Genomic DNA, 21,837 nt, shown 5'->3' on the forward strand with positions numbered 1-21,837 from the left:
TCGCGCAGATGCATGTTTGTTGCCAGATCCCCATGAGGCTTTGAGGCGGCGCTTGGCTACCTGCTCCGAACCAAATTACCCCAAAGCCACGAGCGCCACGTTGCGACGCACACCCTTGCCGCTACGGCGTGTCAGCCTACTGGAAACAGAACGGACGGATGCAAAGCCATGCACCTGCCCGATCCGATCAAGCCTAGAAGAAATCGCGCAGAAACATCGACTGACCGGAATGTGTCCTCGGCCCAACATTCCCGTCAATTCATTCGGCCCATAGTCCATAGTCCAATGTGTGCCCCAGATACTCTAACCCTTCGCGTAACTGGTCACGCCCGATAGGCCCGCAAAGACAGATGCGCAGTTGCTCCTGCGCCTGCCCCGCCACAACAAAGGCATCGCTGGGCACAATCCCCACACCGCGACCAGCCATCCGCGCCAGAATATCGGCGCGGTGCCAACCGTGTGGCAAGGTCAGCCAGATGTTAAACGCCTCCGGGTCAGAGACAAAATTCGCGTTCGGCAGGCAAGTAACCGCGATCTTTTGCCGTGCCGAGGCCTCCTTGCGCACAAAGCGGCGGATGCGGTCGGCGGTTCCATCAGATATCCACCGCGTGACAATCGCCATTGTTACAGGCGACGCCATCACCGCCATCGTTTTGATGTTCTGCTCGAGGGACAGCGCCTGTCGGCTGTCTGGCGACACCACATAAGCAAGCCGAAGCCCCGCACCAATGCATTTTGCCAGCCCACCGATATGCCACGTGAGCTCGGGAACCATTGTCGCCAAAGGCGCAGGCGCACGGGCGGGCACGAACCCGTAGGCGTCATCTTCGATCAGAGGTAAGCCGTGGCGGCGCAAGATCTCAGCGATTGCCATACGCCTTTCGATCGTCATCGTGCGCGTGGTGGGATTGTTCAACGTCGGATTCAAATACAAGGCCTGCGGGCCATGGGCCGCGATCACTTCCGATAGGGCATCCGGCAAGATACCTTCATCATCAAAAGGGATACCCACAAGGTTAAGCCGCATCTGCTTACAGATTCTGCGAATGCCGGGATAGGTGATCGCCTCGCAGGCGATTGTATCCCCCGGACGGGTCAATGTCCCAAGCGCCGCCATAATCGCAGGATGCGCCCCCGGCGTGATCGCCACACGGTCAAGCCGCGGCACCATACCCCGCATAGACAGCCAGACCGAGGCCGCCTCCTTATCCTTATCGCTCCCCACACCCGACTGGTAACGCAACAACGACACCATATTGGCAGAAACATCCATCAGACCGCCACGCATCCGGTCGACAAGATCAGGATCATCAGGCTCCGGCGGCAGATTCATCGACAGATCCACCTGCGCGGTGCGCACGGGGTCATCTTCCCGCCCCTCTGCACGGGCTCCTCGAATAAACGTCCCCCGACCGACATGGCTTTCGACTAGATCACGCCGCGCCGCCTCTTTGTAGCCGCGCGATACGGTTGTGAAATCCAACCCCAGCAAATCCGCCAGCCTGCGCTGCGGCGGAAGCCTGTCGCCTGATTGAAGCCGCCCTGTCTCCATGTCGCGCGCGATCGCATCCGCAATCAAGAGATAAACCGGGCCTGTCGAATCAGGAATCTCTGGTATCCAGCCATCCATGACAGCAACTCCATACAATTAAATCAATATAACGCAATATTCAGCTAAATAGAGATTGAATGGATTGAATGCAACCCCACAGAAAATGGCAATAACTGCCTAATTTTAGATCTAAAATTTCAATTTATTGCCCTAAAAAATAGCAGTAAACGCTAATTGATAGGAAAACGGCATACATACAATTGTGAAACAATCTCCGGTGAGTTTCCCTAAATCAAGCGCAACAATCATGCGCCGCAACTTTTGATAAGGAGATAGCCCGCATGCCCGAAGTAAAGATGGAGAAACACAAGGACGGTGACTACTTTGTAGATTACGAAAACAAAGTCTTCGAGGATGTGCAGGCCAAGCCCGGCGAAAAAGCACTCGTTACCTTTCACACCGTGGCCTTTGAAGGCTCGATCGGTCTGGTCAATATCCTTGTCAGCCAACGCCTGCTGAAAAAGGGTTTCGATACCTCGATCCTGCTTTACGGCCCTGGCGTCACGCTGGGTATTCAGCGCGGATTTCCGACATTGGGTGATGACGCCTTCCCCGGCCACCAGAACTTTTCAGCCAACCTGAAAAAATTCATGGATAAAGGCGGCAAAGTCTACGCCTGCCGCTTCGCCTTGCAGGCCCTTTATGGCCATGGCGAACAGTCGTTGTTGCCCGGCATCATCCCTATCGCACCTCAGGACGTGCTCGACATTGTGTTGCTTCACCGTCGGGATGACGCGTTCATTCTGGACACCTGGACACTCTGACGCTTGCGGCGCGGGCCAATGGTCCGCGCCGTTTCTGCTGACCACAAAAGGAAAACACAGATGACAGGCCCCTCAATTGTTCGCGCTGCCGCCGTGCAAATCGCACCCGACCTGACCTCACGGGCAGGCACTTTGTCCAAGGTCAAAGATGCAATGTCGGATGCAGCTGCCAAAGGTGCCCAGATTGTCGTGTTTCCAGAAACCTTTGTGCCTTGGTATCCTTATTTCTCCTTTGTGCTGCCGCCTATGCTTCAGGGCGCTGAACATCTGCGCCTCTACGAAGAAGCCGTCACTATCCCCTCTCCCGAAACAGACGCGATTTCCGCCCTGTCCCGCGACCTTGGAATTGTTACCGTTCTCGGTGTGAACGAACGTGACAAGGGTTCGCTTTACAATACGCAGATCGTGTTTGACGCTGACGGACAGATCGCGCTCAAGCGGCGTAAAATCACCCCGACCTACCATGAACGGATGATCTGGGGCCAAGGCGACGGTGCCGGACTTAAAGTCGTTGATACCGCTGTGGGGCGCGTCGGTGCTTTGGCCTGCTGGGAGCATTACAACCCGCTGGCCCGTTACGCGCTGATGACACAGCACGAAGAAATCCATGTTGCACAATTCCCCGGCTCCCTTGTCGGGCCGATATTTGGCGAACAGATCGAAGTCACAATGCGCCACCACGCGCTCGAATCCGGATGTTTCGTAATCAACGCGACAGGCTGGTTGAGCGAAGAGCAAATCACCTCCATCAGCGATGACCCCAAGCTGCGAAAAGGGCTTCGTGACGGCTGCATGACCTGCATGATCACCCCCGAGGGCCGCCACGTCGTGCCCCCGCTTACCGAAGGCGAAGGTATCCTGATCGGCGATCTGGACATGAAGCTGATCACCAAACGCAAGCGCATGATGGACAGCGTCGGGCATTACGCCCGCCCCGAGTTACTGCACCTTGTACACGACACAACCCCCACCCAGCCCCGCCAGATGACCGGCACGCAAGGCACCGAACCTCAAGCACCTGTGGAACCCCCATTCGAGGAGAGCCCCATTGTACAATGAAACACTCATCAACGAGCTTCAGACCAAAGGCATGCGCCTTGTCGACCCGACCGTAGGCCATCAAAGCCGCCGTGGCGGGGCCGGCCCGACCGACCATAAGGCCGTGACCATTGGCGACATGACCGTGATGGTCCCCGTGCACACGGCTCCGTCCTTCGAAAGCCCCTATGTCGTGGATGCCCCCGACGCGGACGGCAGCTCGGTGATCCGCAAGAATGGCGAGGACGTCGCGCGTGTGACTTTTCCGGCCAAACCGAAATTCTCGGACCTCGTGACCGCAGAAGGCGTGCCCTACAACCAGATCGCAGTGCTACACGGCCGCGACGTATTGGCCACGACAGTTCTGCAAACCTGCATCCGCTATCAAAGCCGCACCAAAACCTGCCAGTTCTGCGCCATTGGGCAATCGCTCGCCGCGGGGCGCACCATCGCGCACAAAACCCCCGAACAATTGGCCGAAGTTGCAAAGGCGGCGGTCGAGCTTGACGGTGTCAAACACATGGTAATGACCACCGGCACGCCCAAAGGGCCCGATCGTGGCGCAGCCGTGCTGGCCGAAAGTGCCGCTGCGATCAAAGCCGCGGTTGACCTTCCGCTCCAAGCGCAATGCGAACCGCCAGAAGATGACATCTGGCTCCAGCGCATGAAAGACGCAGGAGTTGACACACTGGGTATGCACCTCGAGGCCGTATCGGATGAGGTGCGCCAAAGGATCATGCCCGGCAAGGCACAGGTGAGCGTCGACAAGTACTTTCAATCCTTCAAAGCGGCCGTTCCGATTTTTGGCCCCGGGCAGGTTTCGACTTATATCCTTGCAGGGCTTGGCGACACGGTGGAACAGATCCTTGATATCTCGCACCGCCTTGTGAAAATTGGCGTCTATCCGTTTGTGGTGCCCTTCGTGCCCGTGTCTGGCACCCCCCTCGAAAGCCACCCCTCCCCCAGCAGCGATTTCATGAACGCGATCCTCGAGCCTCTTTCGAAGATGATCATCGATAGCGGGTTAGCCGCGACAAAAGCCAAAGCAGGGTGCGCCAAATGCGGTGCATGTTCGGCCCTGTCGACCTATGAGAAGTTTCGCATCAAAGAGGTGGCGGCATGAGCTTTCATAGCCTTCCCGCTGCCCTGATCACCTATCAGGTAAAGGTCGCCGAAACAGTTGCCGAACATGCCGCCGCAGCCGCCCTGCGCCGTGCGGTGTTTTGCGACGAGCAGCAGCTTTTCGACAGCGATGACCGTGACGATATCGACGCCTATGCCGACACGATTGTCGCACTGGACCCGCAAGGCGTGGTTGTCGGCACTGTGCGTATCCATCAAGAAGCCGACAGGATCTGGTGGGGATCACGACTGGCCGTTGACCGCCGCTATCGCCGCATCGCACAGCTTGGTGCCAATTTGATACGCTGTGCTGTCTCGACGGCAAATGCGCGCGGGTGCGATCAATTCCTCGCTCATGTCCAAACCCAGAACGAGCCGCTTTTTCACCGGCTGAACTGGCAAAGCCTTTCCTATGAGGATCACCACGGTATTCCCCATGTCAAAATGCAGGCCGATCTAGCAGCCTACCCTCCGGCAAAAGACCCGCTGCCCCGCGCACTGGTGGCTGAATGAACGACGATTTTGACATCACGACCCAGGCGGGGCTGAAAGGTCTGACGGATCAGCTGGCCAGCGCACGTGGCGTGACAAGCAAAACAGACATCGCGGCGACGGTTGCCGCCTTGGGCCTCAGCCCAGAGACCACAGGCCATCCCGGCGATGATTGCGCCGCCCTACCAGATGGCAACGGCGGCTGGACCCTGTTCGCAGGCGAAGGCTTTATCCCCGGTTTCGTCAACGCCGATCCGTGGTTTGCAGGTTGGTGCGGCGTGATGGTCAATATCTCTGATGTGCTGGCAATGGGCGGCACACCTATGGCGGTGGTCAATGCCATCTGGGCACCCGATGCCAAAGCCGCACAGCCTGTTCTTGCCGGTATGGCCGCCGCCGCACAGGCATATGGCGTGCCGATCGTCGGGGGCCATAGCAACCTTGGCGCGGACGAGCTGAACCTGTCGGTAACTATCCTTGGCCACGCTAAGCAGCTGATGACCAGTTTTGATGCCGCCCCCGAAGAGGTCCTGATCTGTGCCATAGATCACCGTGGCGCATACCGCGCCCCGTTCGACAATTGGCAGGCTGCGCTGGATGCGCCCCATCAACGACTGCGCGATGACGCAGCACTGCTGGCCAGACTGGCGGCAACAGGCATGGTTACAGCCTGCAAGGACATCAGTCAGGCAGGCATCCCCGGCACAGCATTGATGCTGGCGGAATGCTCTGGCGCGGGGATCGAAATCGACGTGGCTTCCATCCCGCTACCGCCCGATGTGCCCCTCGCCCAATGGCTGCGCAGTTTTCCAAGCTTTGGCTTTTTGATGACAACCACAGCCGAGAACGCAGCCTCTGTGATCCAGACCTTCACCGATAGAGACATCTGCGCCGCCCCAATCGGGCGCGTCACGACAGGCAACAAAGTCACCCTATCGGCAAATGGTCATAGCGCCCTTTTCTGGGACTATCGCCAAACTCCCTACATGACCCTTTCCCCGACGGAGCCTGCATATGCCTGAAGTCCACTTTCGCATCCGATGGCCTGACGGAGCGGTTGAGCAATGCTACTCCCCCTCCTCGGTAATCTCGCAATATCTATCTGCCGGTCGCGACTACCCCATCGCCGATTTCATGGATCGCACCCGCAAGGCGTTGACCCAAGCAAGCAAGCGGGTCGAGCAGATTTATGGACACCCCTGCAGTCTTGCACTTGGGCAGGTGCGCAAGCTTGAACAGCGCTATGCAAACGGTTCTTTTGCCGATACCGCCGTTGTTGCCTGCCTCGAGATGTCCCCAACACCACATACCGGAGCCCGATCATGAGCCAGTCAGCAACCTCTATTTCCTGTGTCATTATTGGCGGCGGCCAGGCGGGCCTTTCAGCCAGCTATCACCTGAAGGCGCGCGGCATCGACCACGTGGTTCTGGAAAAACACAAAATCGCCCACGCATGGCGCAACCAACGTTGGGACAGCTTTTGTCTGGTAACGCCCAACTGGCAATGCCGTCTTCCCGACTTTCCCTATCAGGGGAGCGATCCTGACGGCTATATGCTCAAAGACGAGATCGTAGAATACCTCGAGGCCTTCGCCGACAGCTTCTCCCCTCCGGTTATCGAAGGGGTAACAGTACAAAAGCTATCGCGCCGCGTTGACGGGCGATTTGACGTGAAAAGCACGGCGGGCGACTGGATTGCCGATGAGGTGGTGATTGCGACAGGCGGCTATGACAAACCGATCATTCCCGACTACGCCTCCAAACTGGACCCGTCTATTTTGCAATTGCAAACGACCGATTATCTCAACCCTGAGCAAATGCCCGACGGTGCGACCCTGGTTGTGGGCACGGGGCAATCCGGCGTGCAGTTGATGGAAGATCTTCGCGTGGCCGGCCGCGAAGTCCACCTTGCCGTTGGTCCTGCGCCGCGCTCGCCGCGCATGTACCGCGGGCGCGATGCGACTGACTGGCTGTATGAAATGGGCCATTACGAGCTGACCGTAGACAAGCATCCTTTGGGGATAGAAGCACGCGCCAAGACAAACCACTACATGACGGGCCGTGATGGCGGGCATGAAATAGACCTGAGGAGATTCGCCTGCGACGGGCTTAACCTCTATGGCTCGCTGGCCGGATTGGAAGGCACCACCGCCCGGTTCCTCCCTGATCTGGAGGCTAACCTTGATGATGCTGACAAAAGCTATTGTGGTATCCGCGAAACGATCGACGCCTATATTGAAAGCAATGGCATCGACGCTCCGGCCGAGCCCCCATTTGAAAAACTCTGGCGTCCGGAGTCCGAGATCACCCAGATTGATCTGGCCGAAAAGGGGATCACTTCAATTCTGTGGTGCATCGGCTTCCGCCCCGATTATAGCTGGATTGATCTGGATGTCTTTGACGACCACGGCAGACCTGTCTTTGATCGCGGCGTCTGTGAGGTTCCCGGGGCCTATTTCCTTGGCCTTGGCTGGCTGAATACATGGGGGTCAGGGCGTTTTCTGGCCGTTGGCGAGGATGCAGGCTATCTCGCTCAATGCATCTCAGAGCGAAGAGCCAGCGCCGCCAAGATGGTGTCATAGTCACCCGTCTTCTATACGAGCGGTAGTACGTTGACCCGCGCGGCCACCATTTCGGCCGTTGCAGTTGGCCGCTCCCTGTCTTAGGGTAGCCCAAGAATTCCACTGCTTCGCCCGATCACGGGCGCAGCATTTACAAACTTATCCGTCGGGGAGCCCATCAGGGCTGAGAGGTGCCAGCACCGACCCGTCGAACCTGATCCGGGTCATGCCGGCGTAGGGAACGGGTAGATTGTGCGACCAAGATCGCACGAGGCTCATTCTTGCGTCGGCACGCCCAAATTCTGGAGGCGTGCCCGTGACGAAACCCACACCAACTGCCCTGACGATTGCCGGTTCTGATAGCGGTGGCGGTGCGGGTGTGCAGGCAGACATCAAGGCGGTCTGCGCCAATGGCGTCTATTGCGCCAGCGTGATCACCGCAGTGACGGCCCAAAACACCCGCGCTGTTACTGCCGTCCATGAAGTCCCTGCAGACATTGTTGCCGCGCAAATCGACGCGGTTTTATCCGATATCGACGTCGGTGCCATCAAGCTGGGGATGCTGTTCAGCGCCGCCATCATTAAAGCAACCGCCAAAGGGCTAAAAGCCTTTGAAGGCCCCGTTGTTGCCGACCCTGTGATGATCGCCAAATCCGGCGATACACTGTTACAGGATGCAGCAGTTGCCGCGCTGATCGAACACATCTTGCCAAATGTGAGCCTTCTCACCCCGAACCTACCCGAAGCGGCACGACTTCTCGATACTTCCGAGGCACAGACCCCGGAAGAAATGGCCGCGCAGGGCCAGCAACTGATCGCAATGGGACCAAAGGCCGTTTTGATGAAGGGCGGCCATGCCACGGGCGACCTCTGCACAGACGTTCTTGTGGACGCAAATGGCATTGTGAGCAGCTATAACGCCCCCCGCATCGATACTAGGAACACCCATGGAACGGGATGCACATACTCCGCAGCCATTGCCGCACAGCTGGCCAAGGGTCTTCCCCTCGCGGAGGCCGTACAGGCAGCGCATTTTTACCTTCAATCTGCGATCCAAGCCGCTGACCGTCTAAAAATCGGCACAGGTCACGGGCCGGTCCATCATTTCCATGGGCAGTGGCAATGACCGTGGTGACCGTCGTAGGGGCTGGTGTTGCGGGCCTGTGTGTGGCGCGTGCATTGCTGGACCGTGGTGCTGATGTCACCCTTGTCGACCGCCACAACGATACCGGACCTCATGCCTGTTCATGGTGGGCCGGCGGTATGCTGGCTCCGTTTTGCGAAGGCGAAAGCGCCGAAGAGCCAGTCGTGCGTTTGGGCCAGCAAGCAGCCGATTGGTGGCAAGCAAAAACCGGCGTAGTGCAACGGCAGGGATCGCTTGTTGTATCTGCGGCGCGGGACAAATCCGATCTGGCGCGCTTTGCCCGCCGCACAACCGGTTTCCGCGAGGTGACGGGCAGCGAGATATCCGATCTTGAACCCGATCTGGGAGGTCGCTTTTCCAGAGGATTATTCTTTGACACCGAAGCCCATCTGGCACCGCGCGCAGCTCTGGCGCGGTTGCGCGACAGCCTGCGCGCAGATGGTGCGCAATTTGTGCAGGATAATGCCAACCCCGCGCAATACGCCCAGCGCGGCCTGACCGTGGATTGCCGCGGCTTTCAGGCCAGAAACGACCTGTCCGATCTGCGCGGCGTGAAAGGCGAGATGCTGGTTTTATCCTGCCCTGACGTACAGCTCAGCCGACCGATCAGAATGCTGCACCCGCGCCTGCCTTTGTATATCGTGCCCCGCGGCGATCATGTTTTTATGCTGGGCGCGACGATGATTGAAGGACGGGCAGGCCAGCATGTAACCGCACGCGCCCTGCTCGAACTGCTCAGTGCGGCCTATGCATTGAACCCCGCCTTCGGCGAGGCCGAAGTAATAGAGATCGGCGTCGATAGCCGCCCTGCCTTTCCCGACAACCTGCCCCGCATCAGACGCGAGGGGAATCTGATCTGTGCCAATGGTCTGTTCCGGCATGGTTTTCTGCTGGCCCCCAGCGTCGCGATGATGGTGGCAAATCTGATTTTTGACCACGCAACCCCCGAGGTGATGGATGAAACTGCAGCTTAATGGCGTCATGACCGATACACAGGCCACAACATTGGCAGACCTCCTGCAGGCAGAAGGTCTGGGCGAAGCCAAGGTGGCCACGGCTGTCAATGGCAGCTTTGTCCCTGCCGCAGCCCGCACTATGCATGTTCTGCATCCCGGCGATAGCGTCGAGGTCCTTGCCCCCATGCAGGGAGGATAGGCTATGCGCGCATTCTATGGCACACATCTGGACAACGGCTTTATGCTGGGCACCGCGCAGTACCCCTCCCCTACGGTTCTGGCCCAAGCATTCAAACGCAGCCGCGCAAGCGTCGCCACCGTGTCCTTGCGCCGCGAAAGCGGACAGGATCGCGCCGGGCAGGATTTCTGGAAACTTATCCAAAGCCTCGGCACTCACATCCTGCCCAACACCGCAGGCTGTCACAGCGTCAAGGAAGCCGTGACCACCGCCTATATGGCCCGCGAGGTCTTTGACACAAAATGGATCAAGCTAGAGGTCATTGGCGAAGAAGATACCTTGCAACCCGATGTTTTCGGGCTGGTCGAAGCCGCCCGTATCCTGAGCGAGGATGGCTTTGAGGTCTTTCCCTACACCACCGAGGATCTTGTCGTCGCCGATAAGCTGCTGCACGCAGGCTGTGAGGTTCTCATGCCTTGGGGCGCACCGATCGGTTCCGGGTTGGGGCTGAACAATATCTTCGGACTGCGGGCCATGCGGGCGCATTTTCCCGATGTGCCGCTCGTGATTGATGCAGGCCTTGGCCTTCCCTCACAGGCCGCCGCGGCGATGGAGCTGGGGTTTGACGCGGTTTTGCTGAACACTGCCGTGGCCAAGGCCGGCGATCCTGCCGCCATGGCAGAGGCCTTTGCAAACGCCATTGCCGCAGGTCAGCTGGCCAAAACCGCCGACCCGATGGAGCCACGCGACATGGCCGCCCCCTCTACCCCTGTTATCGGAAAGGCCTTTCTGGAATGACGCTCGACCGTTTCTATCCCATTTTCGACAGCGCCGACTGGATCGAGCGGCTGGTCCCGCTTGGCATCAAGCTGGTGCAACTCAGAATAAAAAATGCCGCCCCCGAGGTTGTGGATGCCCATATTCTGCGTGCGAAATCGGTTTGTGCCGACCACGGCTGCACCTTGATCATAAATGACTATTGGCAGGCCGCGATCGACGCAGGTTGCGATTATATCCACCTCGGGCAAGAAGATCTTGATGATGCCGATATGAACGCGATCCGCGCAGCGGGCCTGCGCATTGGTATCAGCACCCACGACAAGGCCGAACTGCGCCGTGCCTTGGCATTGGAACCCGACTACGTCGCATTGGGGCCGATTTACCCGACGATCCTTAAAAAGATGAAATGGCACCAACAAGGTGTCGCCAAACTGACCAGTTGGCGCGAGCTATGTGGCGACACGCCCTTGATCGCAATTGGCGGCATGTCCATCGACCGCGCCCAAGGTGCCTTTGACGCAGGTGCGGATGTGGTCGCCGCAGTTACAGACATCACCTTGCACAAATGCCCCGAGGACCGTGTGCGCGCATGGATAGCAGCGACACGATGAACAGATACGCGCGCCAGATCTGCCTGCCTCAGGTGGGCAGCACAGGCCAGTCGGAAATTGCGGCGGCACATGTTCTTGTGGTCGGCGTGGGCGGCTTGGCGGCCCCCGTATTGCAATATCTTGTGGCAGCCGGCGTCGGGAGACTGACATTGATGGACGGGGACACTGTGGCTTTGTCCAATCTCCAGCGGCAGACCCTGTTTCGCGAGGCTGACGTTGGACAAGCCAAAACCCTTGCTGCGGCGCGAACACTGCGCGAGCTGAACACCGGCTGCCACATCGAGACCTTCGAAACAATGTTGAGCCCCGCAAATGTGGCTGCACACGTCGCGCAAAGCACAATTGTTCTGGATTGCGCCGACAGCTTCGCGCTGAGCTATATTCTGTCGGACAATTGCAAGGCGCAGCGCATCCCTTTGATCAGCGCCTCGGTGCTTGAGTACGGGGGTTACGTGGGTGGCTTTTGCGGCACGGCCCCCTCACTGCGCGCAGTATTTCCCGATCTTCCCCACCGCACCGCGACCTGTGCAACCGCCGGTGTCATGGGGCCGGTCGTGGGCATGATCGGTGCTGCACAAGCGCAGATGGCCTTGGCCCATCTAATCGGACAAACCCCCTCACCTCTGGGACAGATGATCCGACTTGACATGCAAAGCTTCCGGTCGAGCAGCTTTCGTTTCGACGGTGTCGCCGATACGGCACCTGACCTTGCCTTTATCGACACCAGCCATATCGCGGCAACAGACCTTGTGATCGAGCTGCGCGGCAGGGACGAAGCCCTTGAACCAGTGACTGAAAATGCCAAGCGCCTGACAGTCGCGGAATTTGCCGAACAGCGCCTCCAACCCGCTGCCGGTCAACGTGCCGTTTTTGCCTGCCGATCCGGACTGCGGGCCTGGCAAGCGGCCACTCACCTTCGGTCTTATTGGGATGGCGACATCTCATTGATTGCACTGGGCGACATGCCTTCAACAGAAAGATAAACGACATGAAACTGACCTCCCTCACCGCTGCGATTTCTTTTGCTGCAACGCCGCTGATGGCTGCCGATGAAATGACTGTTTTGCTGGACTGGTTCATCAACCCCGATCACGGCCCCATCATTGTGGCGCAAGAACTGGGTTATTTCGCACAGCAGGATCTCGAAGTCGAAATCATCGCCCCCGCAGACCCGTCCGACCCTCCGAAACTGGTGGCCGCAGGCAAGGCTGATCTGGCTATTTCCTACCAACCACAACTGCACCTGCAGATCCATGAAGGCCTTCCCCTGCAACGGGTCGGCACCTTGGTTGCAACCCCGCTGAACTGCCTGCTGGTTCTGGCGGACGGTCCGGTTCAATCCCCTGCGGATCTGGCGGGCAAAAAGGTCGGATTTTCCGTGGGCGGCGTCGAAGAAGCAGTTTTAGGCTCCATTCTGCGCCACCATGATTTATCACTGAACGATGTTGAGCTGGTCAACGTGAACTGGTCACTCTCTCCTTCGCTGATGTCCGGTCAGGTTGATGCCGTCATCGGCGCGTATCGCAATTTCGAGCTCAACCAGATGGAGATCGAAGGCGTAAAGGGGAAGTGTTTTTTCGTCGAGGAAGAGGGGCTGCCCTCCTATGACGAGCTGATCTACGTCGCCAATACCGAGACGATGGACAAAGAGATGATCGCCCGTTTTCTGGCCGCGACCGAAAAGGCGACCCAGTACATCGTGAACCACCCCGAAGACAGCTGGAAAATCTTCTCGGGGACCTCTGCCGAGCTGCAGGACGAGCTGAACGCCAAGGCATGGGTCGACACGTTGCCCCGGTTTGCCTTGCGGCCCACAGCGATGGATCACGGCCGCTATGCCGCCTTTGAATCCTTCTTGCACAGCGCTGGGTTGATCCCCTCGCAAAACCCAGTGTCCGACATTGCAATTGATGTGACGGTGAAATGATGGCCCCCGATTATGGACAGACCTTCGCGTTGTGGCGTGCCGGTGCGGCAGAGCCATGGCACGCCTATACCCGCCACCCGTTTGTCGAAGGGTTGGGCAATGGCACCCTGCCCCGCGCTGCATTCCTACACTACCTGATTCAGGACTATGTGTTTTTGGTTCACTTCTCTCGCGCATGGTCCTTGGCGGTCGTCAAATCCGAAACTCTGGATGAAATGAAGATTTGCGCGGCAACCGTGGATGCCTTGGTGAACCATGAAATGTCATTGCATGTGAAGACATGCGCCGCCGAAGGCATTGATGAGGCCAGCCTGTTTGCGGCATCCGAAGCTGTCGAAAACCTTGCCTATACGCGCTATGTCATGGACGCGGGTCTTCAGGGGGATTTTCTGGACCTGATGGCCGCCCTGAGCCCCTGCGTGATGGGCTATGGCGAAATCGGGGCGCGGCTGGCACATAGCCAGGCATCAGACACCCCCTATGCCGATTGGATCGCAACATATGCGGACCCCGAGTATCAGAGCGTTTGCACCAATGTAGGCGCGATGATTGATGCATCTGTGAGCCGCCGGATTGGCGATCTATCACAATCCCCCCGTGCAACAGCCCTTCAGGACCGCTTTGCGATGGCGACACGGCTCGAGGTCGGGTTCTGGCAAATGGGACTAAACGCGCAATGACCCTATCACCGGGCATATCCATCAGAGGCCGTCACCGGATCAACCGCACGCCCTTATTCGAGCTTGATCTGGATATCCCCGGTGGCAAATGGACCTGCTTGCTGGGCCGCTCCGGTGTCGGCAAATCTACTGTCTTGCGGTTGATCCTTGATTTGCAGACGGGGGGCACATTTGACGGAACATTCAAGGCCTCCGATGAGGCCCCGCTTGACGGACGCATAAGCTACATGGCGCAATCGGATTTGTTGCTGCCGTGGCTGTCGGTCCGCGATAATGTGCTTCTTGGCGCACGGCTGCGCGGTGAAACTGCCGACATCGACCGGGCGGTCGCGCTTTTGCACCGTGTGGGCCTGTCTGCATTTGCCGGACAAAAACCTGCTACGCTTTCGGGCGGAATGCGGCAACGCGCGGCACTGGCGCGCACATTGTTCGAAAACCGTCCCATCGTCTTTCTGGATGAGCCTTTTTCAGCGCTAGACGCCGGCACACGCGCAGACATGCAAGAACTGGCCGCCGAGGTTCTGGAGCATCGCACGGTTTTGTTGGTGACCCACAATCCTGCCGAGGCGGCGCGCCTTGGCCATCAGATCACCGTGATGTCCGCCCGACAGACATGCAACTGGCCAGTGCCGCCCACCACGCCCCTACGAGAGATCGACGCGCCGGAAACACTCGCCTGTCAGGCCAAGCTGCTTGAACACCTACGCATGAGCGCCGCATGAGGTTTCGAGACATCCTATTTGCCGTGCTGATCGGGCTTGGGCTGTGGCAAGCGGTAGCGGTCCTGACAGATGCGCCCCATTTCATTCTGCCCACACCGTGGCGCGTGGCACAGGCCGGCTACATCAGCCGTGCAGCCATTGCCGAAAACGCATGGGTCACGATCATCGAAGTGCTGTTGGGTCTGGTGATCGGTACGCTGCTCGGAGCGATCACCGCCATCCAATTGGCGCTGTCAAAGACCGCCGAACGTCTGATGTTGCCGATCCTTGTCTTCACGCAAGCAGTGCCTGTGTTCGCCTTGGCCCCGCTGCTGACCCTGTGGTTCGGCTATGGCATGGGATCAAAGATCGTGATGGCCGTGCTGATCATCTACTTCCCCGTCACATCGGCCTTCCACGACGGGTTGAGGCGTATCGACAATGGCTACCGCGATTTATCGGCTTCCATGGGCGCAGGAAAATGGCGCTTCATGTGGCACATCCAAATTCCCCAAGCCCTGCCTGCCCTCGGTTCCGGCCTAAAGCTTGCGGCAGTTTACGCACCGATTGGTGCTGTTATCGGCGAATGGGTCGGCGCGTCAAAGGGGCTTGGGTATCTGATGCTTCTCGCCAACGGGCGGGCGAAAATTGATCTGATGTTCGCCAGTTTGATCGTTCTGGCCTGCATCACCGTGATTTTACATATCGCCGTTGGGGCGCTGGCCACCCGATTGACCCGCTACGCCCAAGGCACAACCCTATCATAAGAGGCAATATTATGCGCGCGACCGACCACCTGAGAACCGCAGTCCAAACCGATTGGGATGCCGTAACCGACCATCCCTTTTGCCATGAGCTGGCCAAGGGCACGCTGCCGGTGAACAAAATGCGGTGGTATCTTGTTCAGGACTATAAATTCATAGATGAATTCGTGCGCCTGCTGGCAACGGCCATAGCATATGCACCGACCCATGCAGAAAGCGTCCCCATGGCCCAGTTTCTGGGACTCGTGACCAGTACGGAAAACACCTATTTCCTGCGAAGCTTTGCCGCGCTCGGCGTCACGCCAAAAGAACAGACCGCAGCGCTTGCCCCCGCAACTGCGGCGTTTTTGGATTTGATGCGGGCGGCACGGGAATCCGGTCGCTATGAACAAATGCTCGCGGTTCTGGTCGTCGCAGAGTGGAGCTATCTGTCTTGGGCAGATCGTTATAAAAGCTATGATGCAGATTTGCCGTTCTGGTTTTCAGAATGGATTGATCTGCACTCTGGCGCAGGGTTCGAGAGCGTCGTAGAGCACCTGCGCACACAGCTAGATCGCGTTTGGGCAGGATTGGACACTCTGCAAAAAAGCGACGCAACGGCTGCTTTCAATGCTGCGGTAATGTGTGAGCTGGCCTTTTTCGACGCTGCATATGCAGATCGGTAACCTCACCAGATTGCCGAAACACAGCCGCGCTTTCGCGGGGTGCAGCGTAAACCCGCGCCCCGCGAAAATGCTCATGCTGTGCCCTTAGCAAGAGCCTAGCGTTTTACCATGTGTTATAGGCAAGGTATTTACCGCTCATTTCGATTTTGACACGGTCCCCTTTCGGGTTTTCAACCCGTTCAACCGTCATATCAAAATCAATCGCAGACATGATCCCATCGCCAAACTTCTCATGGATCAACGCTTTGAGCGTCGGGCCGTAAACCCCCACAATTTCATAAAAGCGGTAAATACAGGGATCCGTCGGCACCGTCTGCGCAAAGTTCTTTGTCGGGCTTTCCGTCAGGACCTCGACCGCCTCATCAGACAAAGACAAAAGCGCGCCCAATGCCGCGGCCTTGTCAGCGGGGAATGCGTTCATTCCAACGCAGGCAGAGTGGGTGAACACCGGCGACATCTCGATCTTTGCGGCAATATCTTCCCAGCCAAGGCCGGACGCTTTTTTCGCTTCGAGGATCATCATGGTTACGTCGTCTTTAGTCAGCATAGCGTTCTCCATTTTGTTGCATGCAGTTACTTTAAAACCTGGATAGCCAAGGCGAGGCATGTGATCGCCAATACCAGCGACAGGCCCTGCCAAAACTTCAGCGGGTTGCGTTCGATCAATGGCCGTGCACTGCGGTTTTGATAGGCGATTGAAGGTGTCCGCAGGTCCATGAGCAGCGCCGAAAACGTGTCGTACCGTTTGTAAGGATCCGCGTGGACTGCGCGACACAACGCCTCGTCCATCCATTGCGATACGGCGCGTGCCTCGCTTTGTGCTGTGCGGTATCGCAATGCCATACGGTCACGCGGGCTGCGGATTTTCGCGATCTGGGTGCCATAAGGCAAAGAGCCCGTAAGCATTTCGTAAGCGATAACGCCGACAGAAAACATATCGGATCGAAAGCTCACCGCCTCATTCGAAAAATACTCAGGCGCCGTGTATTGATAAGTGCCAAGGATGCCCGCCTCTTCGGGAAAAGGGGCTGCCTCCTGAACACCCGCGACATAGGCCGAGCCGAAATCGATCAATTTGACCACCCCGTCATCGGTGATCATGATGTTTTCCGGTCTGATGTCCTGATGCAGCATCTCGCGCCGGTGAAAAGAACGTAGCCCCTTGATGATCTGTTCGATGATATCGCGGACCTGTTCAAGCGACGGGTGCGGATTATCCGCCATCCACTGCCGTAAAGTCTGACCCTCGATGTAATCCGTCACGGAATAGAGGTAGGTGCGCGGGGCCTCCTGCGCCGAAGGCGCGCTAAGCAGATGAGGATTGGACAGACGCCTCGCAATCCACTCCTCCAACAAAAAACGCCGTAGCTGTTCAGGGTCATCACGTGTGTCCGTCCCCGGGATCTTCAAGGCGACTTTCACGCCGTCAGGTGCTTTGGCCAAAAACAAATGGGACCGGTGATTACCGTGCAAGGCCCGCAGGATCTCGTGGCCATCAAGGATATCCCCGGCGTTGGGAATATCCGGAAATGGCAGGGTTAAGTCATCGGTGTTGATACCGCTTTGCCCTGTGGGCAAGCTGTCGATCCGGACGATCTGCACCGTCATATTATCCGGACTGCCCGCCGACTGCGCCGCCCCGACAACACCATCAGCGGCGGCTTGCAAATCGCCCCCCGCAATCAATTCAAGAACATCGGCAGGCGACCAGAATTCATGCACCCCATCCGTTGTCAGCACATATACATCGCCCTGCTCCAACGGGATAGATTTATAGGAAAGCTCTGCAACATCGCGTGCGCCCAGCGCCGCTGACAGCACCCCCATACTTTGGTGGTCTTCGGTCAGTTGCTCCAACGCGCGGCCTGATACCCGCCAGATGCGGCTGTCGCCCACATGAAACAGATGGGCCTGCCGCGCCTTGAGGATCATCGCAGCAAGAGTGCACACATAACCTCGGTCGATATCCCCTCCGTTCGAGCCAGCAGTTTGCGCGCGCAGCCAGCTGTTGGTGGCATTGATCACTGTCGAAGCCGCGGTGCGAGCTGTCCAGCTTTCCGGTGTCGCGTAATAATCTGTCAGCAGTGATTTAACGGCGGTTTCAGCCGCGATATGGCTAACGTCTGATGTGGAAATCCCGTCTGACACAGCAAAGGTGATCCCCTTCAACAAGACCTGCTGACCAATAGGAACACGAGCGCCATGGGCGTCTTGGTTCACGGCCTTGCGGCCCTTGCTGGACGCCTGCCCGATTGAGACCGAAAGCTGGTCAATATCCAAATGATGCTTGTTCAAGCGCAACCTTTCGGTCAAATTCCCCGGCCCGAGAGCAGGCCGGGGAGGTTTTGATTATTCTGCAGGTGTACCGACAGCACCTGAAACACTGCGCTTGGGCGATGTTTTATAGTGGGTGGAATAGATCATGCCGCCAACAAAGGTCAGACCACCAACGAGGTTGCCGACGATAACGGGGAATTCGTTGTACAGCAGGTAATCACCCCATGTGAATTCACCGCCCAGCATGATGCCCGATGGGAACAGGAACATGTTTACGATGGAGTGCTCGAAACCAAGGTAGAAGAACACGAGGATCGGCATCCACATCGCCATGATCTTGCCCGATACAGTTGTCGACATCATCGCGGCAACAACACCTGTGGACACCATCCAGTTACACATCACAGCGCGGATAAACACAGTCAGGAAACCCGAAGCACCAGCCGCCGCATAGCCTACGGTACGCGCTTCGCCGATCACGCCGATGCGCTGCCCTACGGCGTTAGGCTCGGTCGAGAACCCTGTGGTAAAGATAACCGCCATAAAGACCGCAGTGGTTAAAGCGCCCGCAAAGTTGCCGCAAAACACAAGGCCCCAGTTACGGAAAACACCGTTCCACGTAATGCCGGGTCGCTTGGCAATCACGGCCAGCGGGCACAATGTGAACACGCCGGTCAGCAGGTCAAACCCGAGCAGATAGAGCATACAAAAACCAACAGGAAACAGCAAAGACGCGACCAGAAAATTGCCGGTATTCACGGCAATGGTCACCGCAAAGGCGGCAGCAAGCGCCAGAATGGCACCGGCCATGAATGACCGGATCAAAGTGTCTTTGGTCGACATCAAGACTTTTGCTTCACCAGCGTCGATCATTTTCTCCGCGAATTCGGAAGGTATTACGTATGACATATTTACAGTTCCTTTGTTGAAGTGAGTGACGGTTTAGAAATCAAACAGGGCAGCGATGCTGTGTTTCCTGATCGAAAAAGGCGCGATCACGATCCGCCCAGCAGAATGTCCGGCCCTCTTACACGGGAGAATCTCCCGGTGGCACAGCCTGATACCACCCTCACTGAGCACAGCGCCGTCATAGATAATTGAAACTTTGAGGGACGTGTTTTCATCATGACAAATGCCACCTGTTCCTGCCCCTCGGAGGGGTCGGGTTGTCGAGGATAGCATCGTTGCCAGTAAGGGATGTCCACGCCATTGTGGTTCGATCCGCTATTTCTGGGTAGTGGCTTGGGGATACATTTCTACCTTTGCGTGACCGCTGCAGCCAAAAAATTGCCGATGTTTTCGTTAAGGTCGAATTTTATGCGAAAAAATGCGGCTTACGGCTCAAAAGTAATCAATTTGGATACAAAACTGCCCATCCAGAGCCTTCTGAATAGCCGCTCCTGTCGAATCCGGCCCACATTCTCCAACCCCGGCCACGCCCCACATGCCACTGTCAGGGCGAGTCGTGCGCCGTCTGGGTAAGCTGAATGAGCCCATCCGAAAAACCGGCGCCACCACAGGGAAGACACTCAAAAGGTGACAGCCGCTTGGTACATTCGCCTAAAATCACAGCAATCCGACAGCAACCAAGCTCAATTCATCCAAGCTTTCTTGCTTGAAGTTTGACATTTGCCCCCTAACCGAATTTTCTGAATAAAACGCTCAACGGCGAGCGACGCAGATAGGTCTATCCGCGACACACGACGGGCAACGTGGCTCATCATCCGACACACAGAACATGCGCAGCGTCCGGCATTCGTGCCGCGTGCCGCATTTCATTGCAGGAGATTACCACATGGGCGCGTCCAGCCACGGCTTTAATCAAGAACAGCAAGAATATCTGGTGAATGTGTTGTCAGGGCTGAACCTGCACAAAGCGCTCTCTCGAGGTGGTAGCGCGTCTGAAGCCCCACCAGAGACCGTATACGGTGTTCCAATGGAAGATCTGTGCAAGGAAGAAGTCGCCAAGCATAAAATGCATCCTGTCGACATGTGGCGGCAGGTAGAAGAATGGGAAGCAGCAGGCCATTTGGCCGTCGGTCTGGACCAGTTCCTGCTACGGCATCTGGGTTTTTTCAACGTGGAGCCAGCCAGCCCGGGATATATGATGCGGCTGCGTTGCCCCGCATGTGTCCTGCGCGGCGATCAATTGCAAACGCTGGGCCATGTCGCGCAAACCTTTGCGGGCGGTTACTCCCATGTCACCACACGCGGGAGCCTGCAACTGCGCGAGATACAGCCCGGAAATGTCATTCCTATTGTCGAAGCCCTGCAAGAGGTCGGGCTAACCTCGCAAGGCACCGGTGCCGATTCCGCCCGCAATCTGACCTGTGCCCCCACCGCCGGTTTCGACCCCGCCGAACTGATCGACATGCGCCCCATGGCCAAACGCCTTAGTACCCGCATCCTGCGCACCAAAGAACTTCAAGGCATCCCCCGCAAATTCAACATCTCCTTCGATGGTGGCGGGGTGATTTCATGTGTGTCCGATACCAACGACATCTATTTTCAGGCGATGGAGCTGGGGCCGAATGATCACGGGCTGGAGCCCGGCATCTGGTGCCGCATCGGCCTTGGCGGGATTACGGGCCATCAGGATTTTGCCCGCGACACCGGATTGGTCTGCAAGCCCGAGGAAGCCGTAGACATAGCCGAAGCCATGCTGCGCGTCTTTGTGGCACATGGGGACCGCACCAACCGTGGCAAGGCCAGATTGAAGTATTTGCTGGACCGCGAAGGGCACGACTGGTTCTGCGACCGCGCACGCGAGGTGCTTGAAAGCTTTGGCACCGGTGCCGAACTGCGTCCCCTGCCCGCAGGTGTCGAATCCCCCCGCGCCGCCATTGATCGACAAGGCCATATCGGTGTTCACAAACAAAAGCAGGCCGGCCTGAATTATATCGGCGTTGCACTGGAGCTTGGCCGTATGTCCGCCGAACAGATGATCGGTCTGGGCCGGATCGCTGCAGATTTCGGAGGCAATGATATCCGGCTCACCGTCTGGCAAAACCCGCTGATCGTCGGCGTGCCCGATGACAACGTTGCCGCTGTCGAGATGGAAATCGCAGCCCTTGAGCTTACCACGCGCGCCAATGCCTTTGCTGCCGGTGCCGTGGCTTGCACAGGCAAATGGGCCTGCAAGCTGGGTCTGGCTTATACCAAACAGGACGCGCTCGGGATTGTGCGGCACCTCGAAGAACGGTTCACCCTCGACAGCCCGATCAACATCCACCTGACCGGCTGCCCTAACTCCTGCGCACAACATTACATTGGCGATATCGGGCTGGTTGGCAGCACCGCCCCCGGTGGCGGCGAAGGCTATAACATCGTGCTGGGCGGCGGTTCTGATCAGGATCAATCCCTCGCACGCCCGCTGTGTGGTCCTGTGCCCGCGGCCAAGGTGAACGGCATTTTGGAAAATGTCGTCAGCCACTATCTGGATGCCCGCAGTCCCGGCCAGACCTTTTTGGACTATGTGCGCGGCTTGCCTGACGACGCCCTCCCCACTTTGGTGCCGACCGAATTTTCCGCCGCCAGTTGATCTATATATTCTCCCGGAGAAACA

At 57.7% G+C, this 21,837-nt stretch carries 23 protein-coding genes and 1 riboswitch; of the genes, 19 read left to right on the forward strand and 4 right to left on the reverse strand.

Translation table 11 applies throughout. The features are described from left to right. Positions 1–259: 259 nt before the first annotated feature. The gene (locus ABJM03_RS04195) at positions 260–1,630 is read right to left on the reverse strand and encodes a PLP-dependent aminotransferase family protein (RefSeq protein WP_348415829.1); all 1,371 of its coding nucleotides are present in this window, start codon (positions 1,628–1,630) and stop codon (positions 260–262) included. A gap of 263 nt (positions 1,631–1,893) precedes the next feature. On the opposite strand from ABJM03_RS04195, the gene ABJM03_RS04200 reads away from it, so the two are divergent. The 18 genes from ABJM03_RS04200 (at position 1,894) to ABJM03_RS04285 (ending at position 15,995) form a co-directional block, all read left to right on the forward strand. Further along, positions 1,894–2,376, forward strand: a complete 483-nt coding sequence (locus tag ABJM03_RS04200; RefSeq protein WP_348415831.1) for an MSMEG_0572/Sll0783 family nitrogen starvation response protein — start codon at positions 1,894–1,896, stop codon at positions 2,374–2,376. A gap of 60 nt (positions 2,377–2,436) precedes the next feature. Next, entirely contained in the window at positions 2,437–3,435 is a 999-nt protein-coding gene (locus tag ABJM03_RS04205) for a Nit6803 family nitrilase (protein ID WP_348415833.1), read from the forward strand. Beyond that, entirely contained in the window at positions 3,425–4,537 is a 1,113-nt protein-coding gene (locus ABJM03_RS04210; RefSeq protein ID WP_348415835.1) for an MSMEG_0568 family radical SAM protein, read from the forward strand. The genes ABJM03_RS04205 and ABJM03_RS04210 overlap by 11 nt, the downstream gene beginning before the upstream one ends. Further along, the gene (locus ABJM03_RS04215) at positions 4,534–5,049 is read left to right on the forward strand and encodes an MSMEG_0567/Sll0786 family nitrogen starvation N-acetyltransferase (protein WP_348415837.1); all 516 of its coding nucleotides are present in this window, start codon (positions 4,534–4,536) and stop codon (positions 5,047–5,049) included. Before ABJM03_RS04210 ends, ABJM03_RS04215 begins: the two co-directional genes overlap by 4 nt. Further along, positions 5,046–6,050, forward strand: coding sequence for a sll0787 family AIR synthase-like protein (locus ABJM03_RS04220; protein WP_348415839.1), 1,005 nt, complete (start codon positions 5,046–5,048; stop codon positions 6,048–6,050). Before ABJM03_RS04215 ends, ABJM03_RS04220 begins: the two co-directional genes overlap by 4 nt. After that, the gene (locus ABJM03_RS04225; protein WP_348415841.1) at positions 6,043–6,354 is read left to right on the forward strand and encodes an MSMEG_0570 family nitrogen starvation response protein; all 312 of its coding nucleotides are present in this window, start codon (positions 6,043–6,045) and stop codon (positions 6,352–6,354) included. Before ABJM03_RS04220 ends, ABJM03_RS04225 begins: the two co-directional genes overlap by 8 nt. Beyond that, positions 6,351–7,610, forward strand: coding sequence for an MSMEG_0569 family flavin-dependent oxidoreductase (locus ABJM03_RS04230; protein WP_348415843.1), 1,260 nt, complete (start codon positions 6,351–6,353; stop codon positions 7,608–7,610). Before ABJM03_RS04225 ends, ABJM03_RS04230 begins: the two co-directional genes overlap by 4 nt. Positions 7,611–7,746: 136 nt before the next feature. Continuing rightward, a riboswitch (TPP riboswitch) is annotated at positions 7,747–7,847 on the forward strand. Between the two features lie 58 nt (positions 7,848–7,905). Then, entirely contained in the window at positions 7,906–8,715 is an 810-nt protein-coding gene (gene thiD, locus ABJM03_RS04235; protein WP_348415845.1) for a bifunctional hydroxymethylpyrimidine kinase/phosphomethylpyrimidine kinase, read from the forward strand. Next, positions 8,712–9,707 carry an FAD-dependent oxidoreductase gene (locus tag ABJM03_RS04240; protein ID WP_348415847.1) on the forward strand — a complete coding sequence of 332 codons (996 nt, stop codon included), beginning with the start codon at positions 8,712–8,714 and terminating at the stop codon, positions 9,705–9,707. The genes thiD and ABJM03_RS04240 overlap by 4 nt, the downstream gene beginning before the upstream one ends. Continuing rightward, a complete protein-coding gene (thiS, locus tag ABJM03_RS04245; RefSeq protein WP_348415849.1) occupies positions 9,691–9,888 on the forward strand; it encodes a sulfur carrier protein ThiS in 198 nt (65 codons plus the stop codon). Before ABJM03_RS04240 ends, thiS begins: the two co-directional genes overlap by 17 nt. Positions 9,889–9,891: 3 nt before the next feature. Continuing rightward, positions 9,892–10,665 (forward strand): thiazole synthase, encoded by a 774-nt coding sequence (locus ABJM03_RS04250; RefSeq protein WP_348415851.1) that lies wholly within the window; start codon positions 9,892–9,894, stop codon positions 10,663–10,665. Beyond that, the gene (locus tag ABJM03_RS04255; protein WP_348415853.1) at positions 10,662–11,258 is read left to right on the forward strand and encodes a thiamine phosphate synthase; all 597 of its coding nucleotides are present in this window, start codon (positions 10,662–10,664) and stop codon (positions 11,256–11,258) included. Before ABJM03_RS04250 ends, ABJM03_RS04255 begins: the two co-directional genes overlap by 4 nt. Continuing rightward, positions 11,237–12,241, forward strand: coding sequence for a HesA/MoeB/ThiF family protein (locus tag ABJM03_RS04260; RefSeq protein ID WP_348415855.1), 1,005 nt, complete (start codon positions 11,237–11,239; stop codon positions 12,239–12,241). The genes ABJM03_RS04255 and ABJM03_RS04260 overlap by 22 nt, the downstream gene beginning before the upstream one ends. Before the next feature lie 5 nt (positions 12,242–12,246). Next, positions 12,247–13,185 carry an ABC transporter substrate-binding protein gene (locus ABJM03_RS04265; RefSeq protein WP_348415857.1) on the forward strand — a complete coding sequence of 313 codons (939 nt, stop codon included), beginning with the start codon at positions 12,247–12,249 and terminating at the stop codon, positions 13,183–13,185. After that, positions 13,182–13,865, forward strand: a complete 684-nt coding sequence (gene tenA / locus ABJM03_RS04270; protein ID WP_348415859.1) for a thiaminase II — start codon at positions 13,182–13,184, stop codon at positions 13,863–13,865. Before ABJM03_RS04265 ends, tenA begins: the two co-directional genes overlap by 4 nt. Next, positions 13,862–14,587, forward strand: coding sequence for an ABC transporter ATP-binding protein (locus ABJM03_RS04275; protein ID WP_348415861.1), 726 nt, complete (start codon positions 13,862–13,864; stop codon positions 14,585–14,587). The genes tenA and ABJM03_RS04275 overlap by 4 nt, the downstream gene beginning before the upstream one ends. Then, positions 14,584–15,333: an ABC transporter permease gene (locus tag ABJM03_RS04280; protein ID WP_348415862.1), complete on the forward strand. Its 750-nt coding sequence runs from the start codon at positions 14,584–14,586 to the stop codon at positions 15,331–15,333. The genes ABJM03_RS04275 and ABJM03_RS04280 overlap by 4 nt, the downstream gene beginning before the upstream one ends. Before the next feature lie 11 nt (positions 15,334–15,344). Further along, complete coding sequence (locus ABJM03_RS04285; protein WP_348415864.1) at positions 15,345–15,995, forward strand: TenA family protein; 651 nt, start codon at positions 15,345–15,347, stop codon at positions 15,993–15,995. Positions 15,996–16,098: 103 nt separating this feature from the next. Here the strand turns inward: ABJM03_RS04285 and cynS are convergent, their stop codons facing one another. Genes cynS through ABJM03_RS04300 form a run of 3 tightly spaced genes read right to left on the reverse strand, consistent with a single transcriptional unit; the run spans position 16,099 to position 19,181 of the window. Further along, entirely contained in the window at positions 16,099–16,542 is a 444-nt protein-coding gene (cynS, locus tag ABJM03_RS04290; RefSeq protein WP_348415866.1) for a cyanase, read from the reverse strand. Positions 16,543–16,568: 26 nt separating this feature from the next. After that, entirely contained in the window at positions 16,569–18,290 is a 1,722-nt protein-coding gene (locus ABJM03_RS04295; RefSeq protein WP_348415868.1) for a bifunctional protein-serine/threonine kinase/phosphatase, read from the reverse strand. A gap of 54 nt (positions 18,291–18,344) precedes the next feature. Then, complete coding sequence (locus ABJM03_RS04300) at positions 18,345–19,181, reverse strand: formate/nitrite transporter family protein (RefSeq protein ID WP_348415870.1); 837 nt, start codon at positions 19,179–19,181, stop codon at positions 18,345–18,347. Between the two features lie 886 nt (positions 19,182–20,067). On the opposite strand from ABJM03_RS04300, the gene ABJM03_RS04305 reads away from it, so the two are divergent. Further along, positions 20,068–21,813, forward strand: coding sequence for a NirA family protein (locus tag ABJM03_RS04305; protein WP_348415872.1), 1,746 nt, complete (start codon positions 20,068–20,070; stop codon positions 21,811–21,813). Positions 21,814–21,837: the final 24 nt, after the last annotated feature.

This window comes from Sulfitobacter sp. (genome assembly GCF_039977885.1).
In the GTDB taxonomy this organism is placed as follows: domain Bacteria; phylum Pseudomonadota; class Alphaproteobacteria; order Rhodobacterales; family Rhodobacteraceae; genus Sulfitobacter.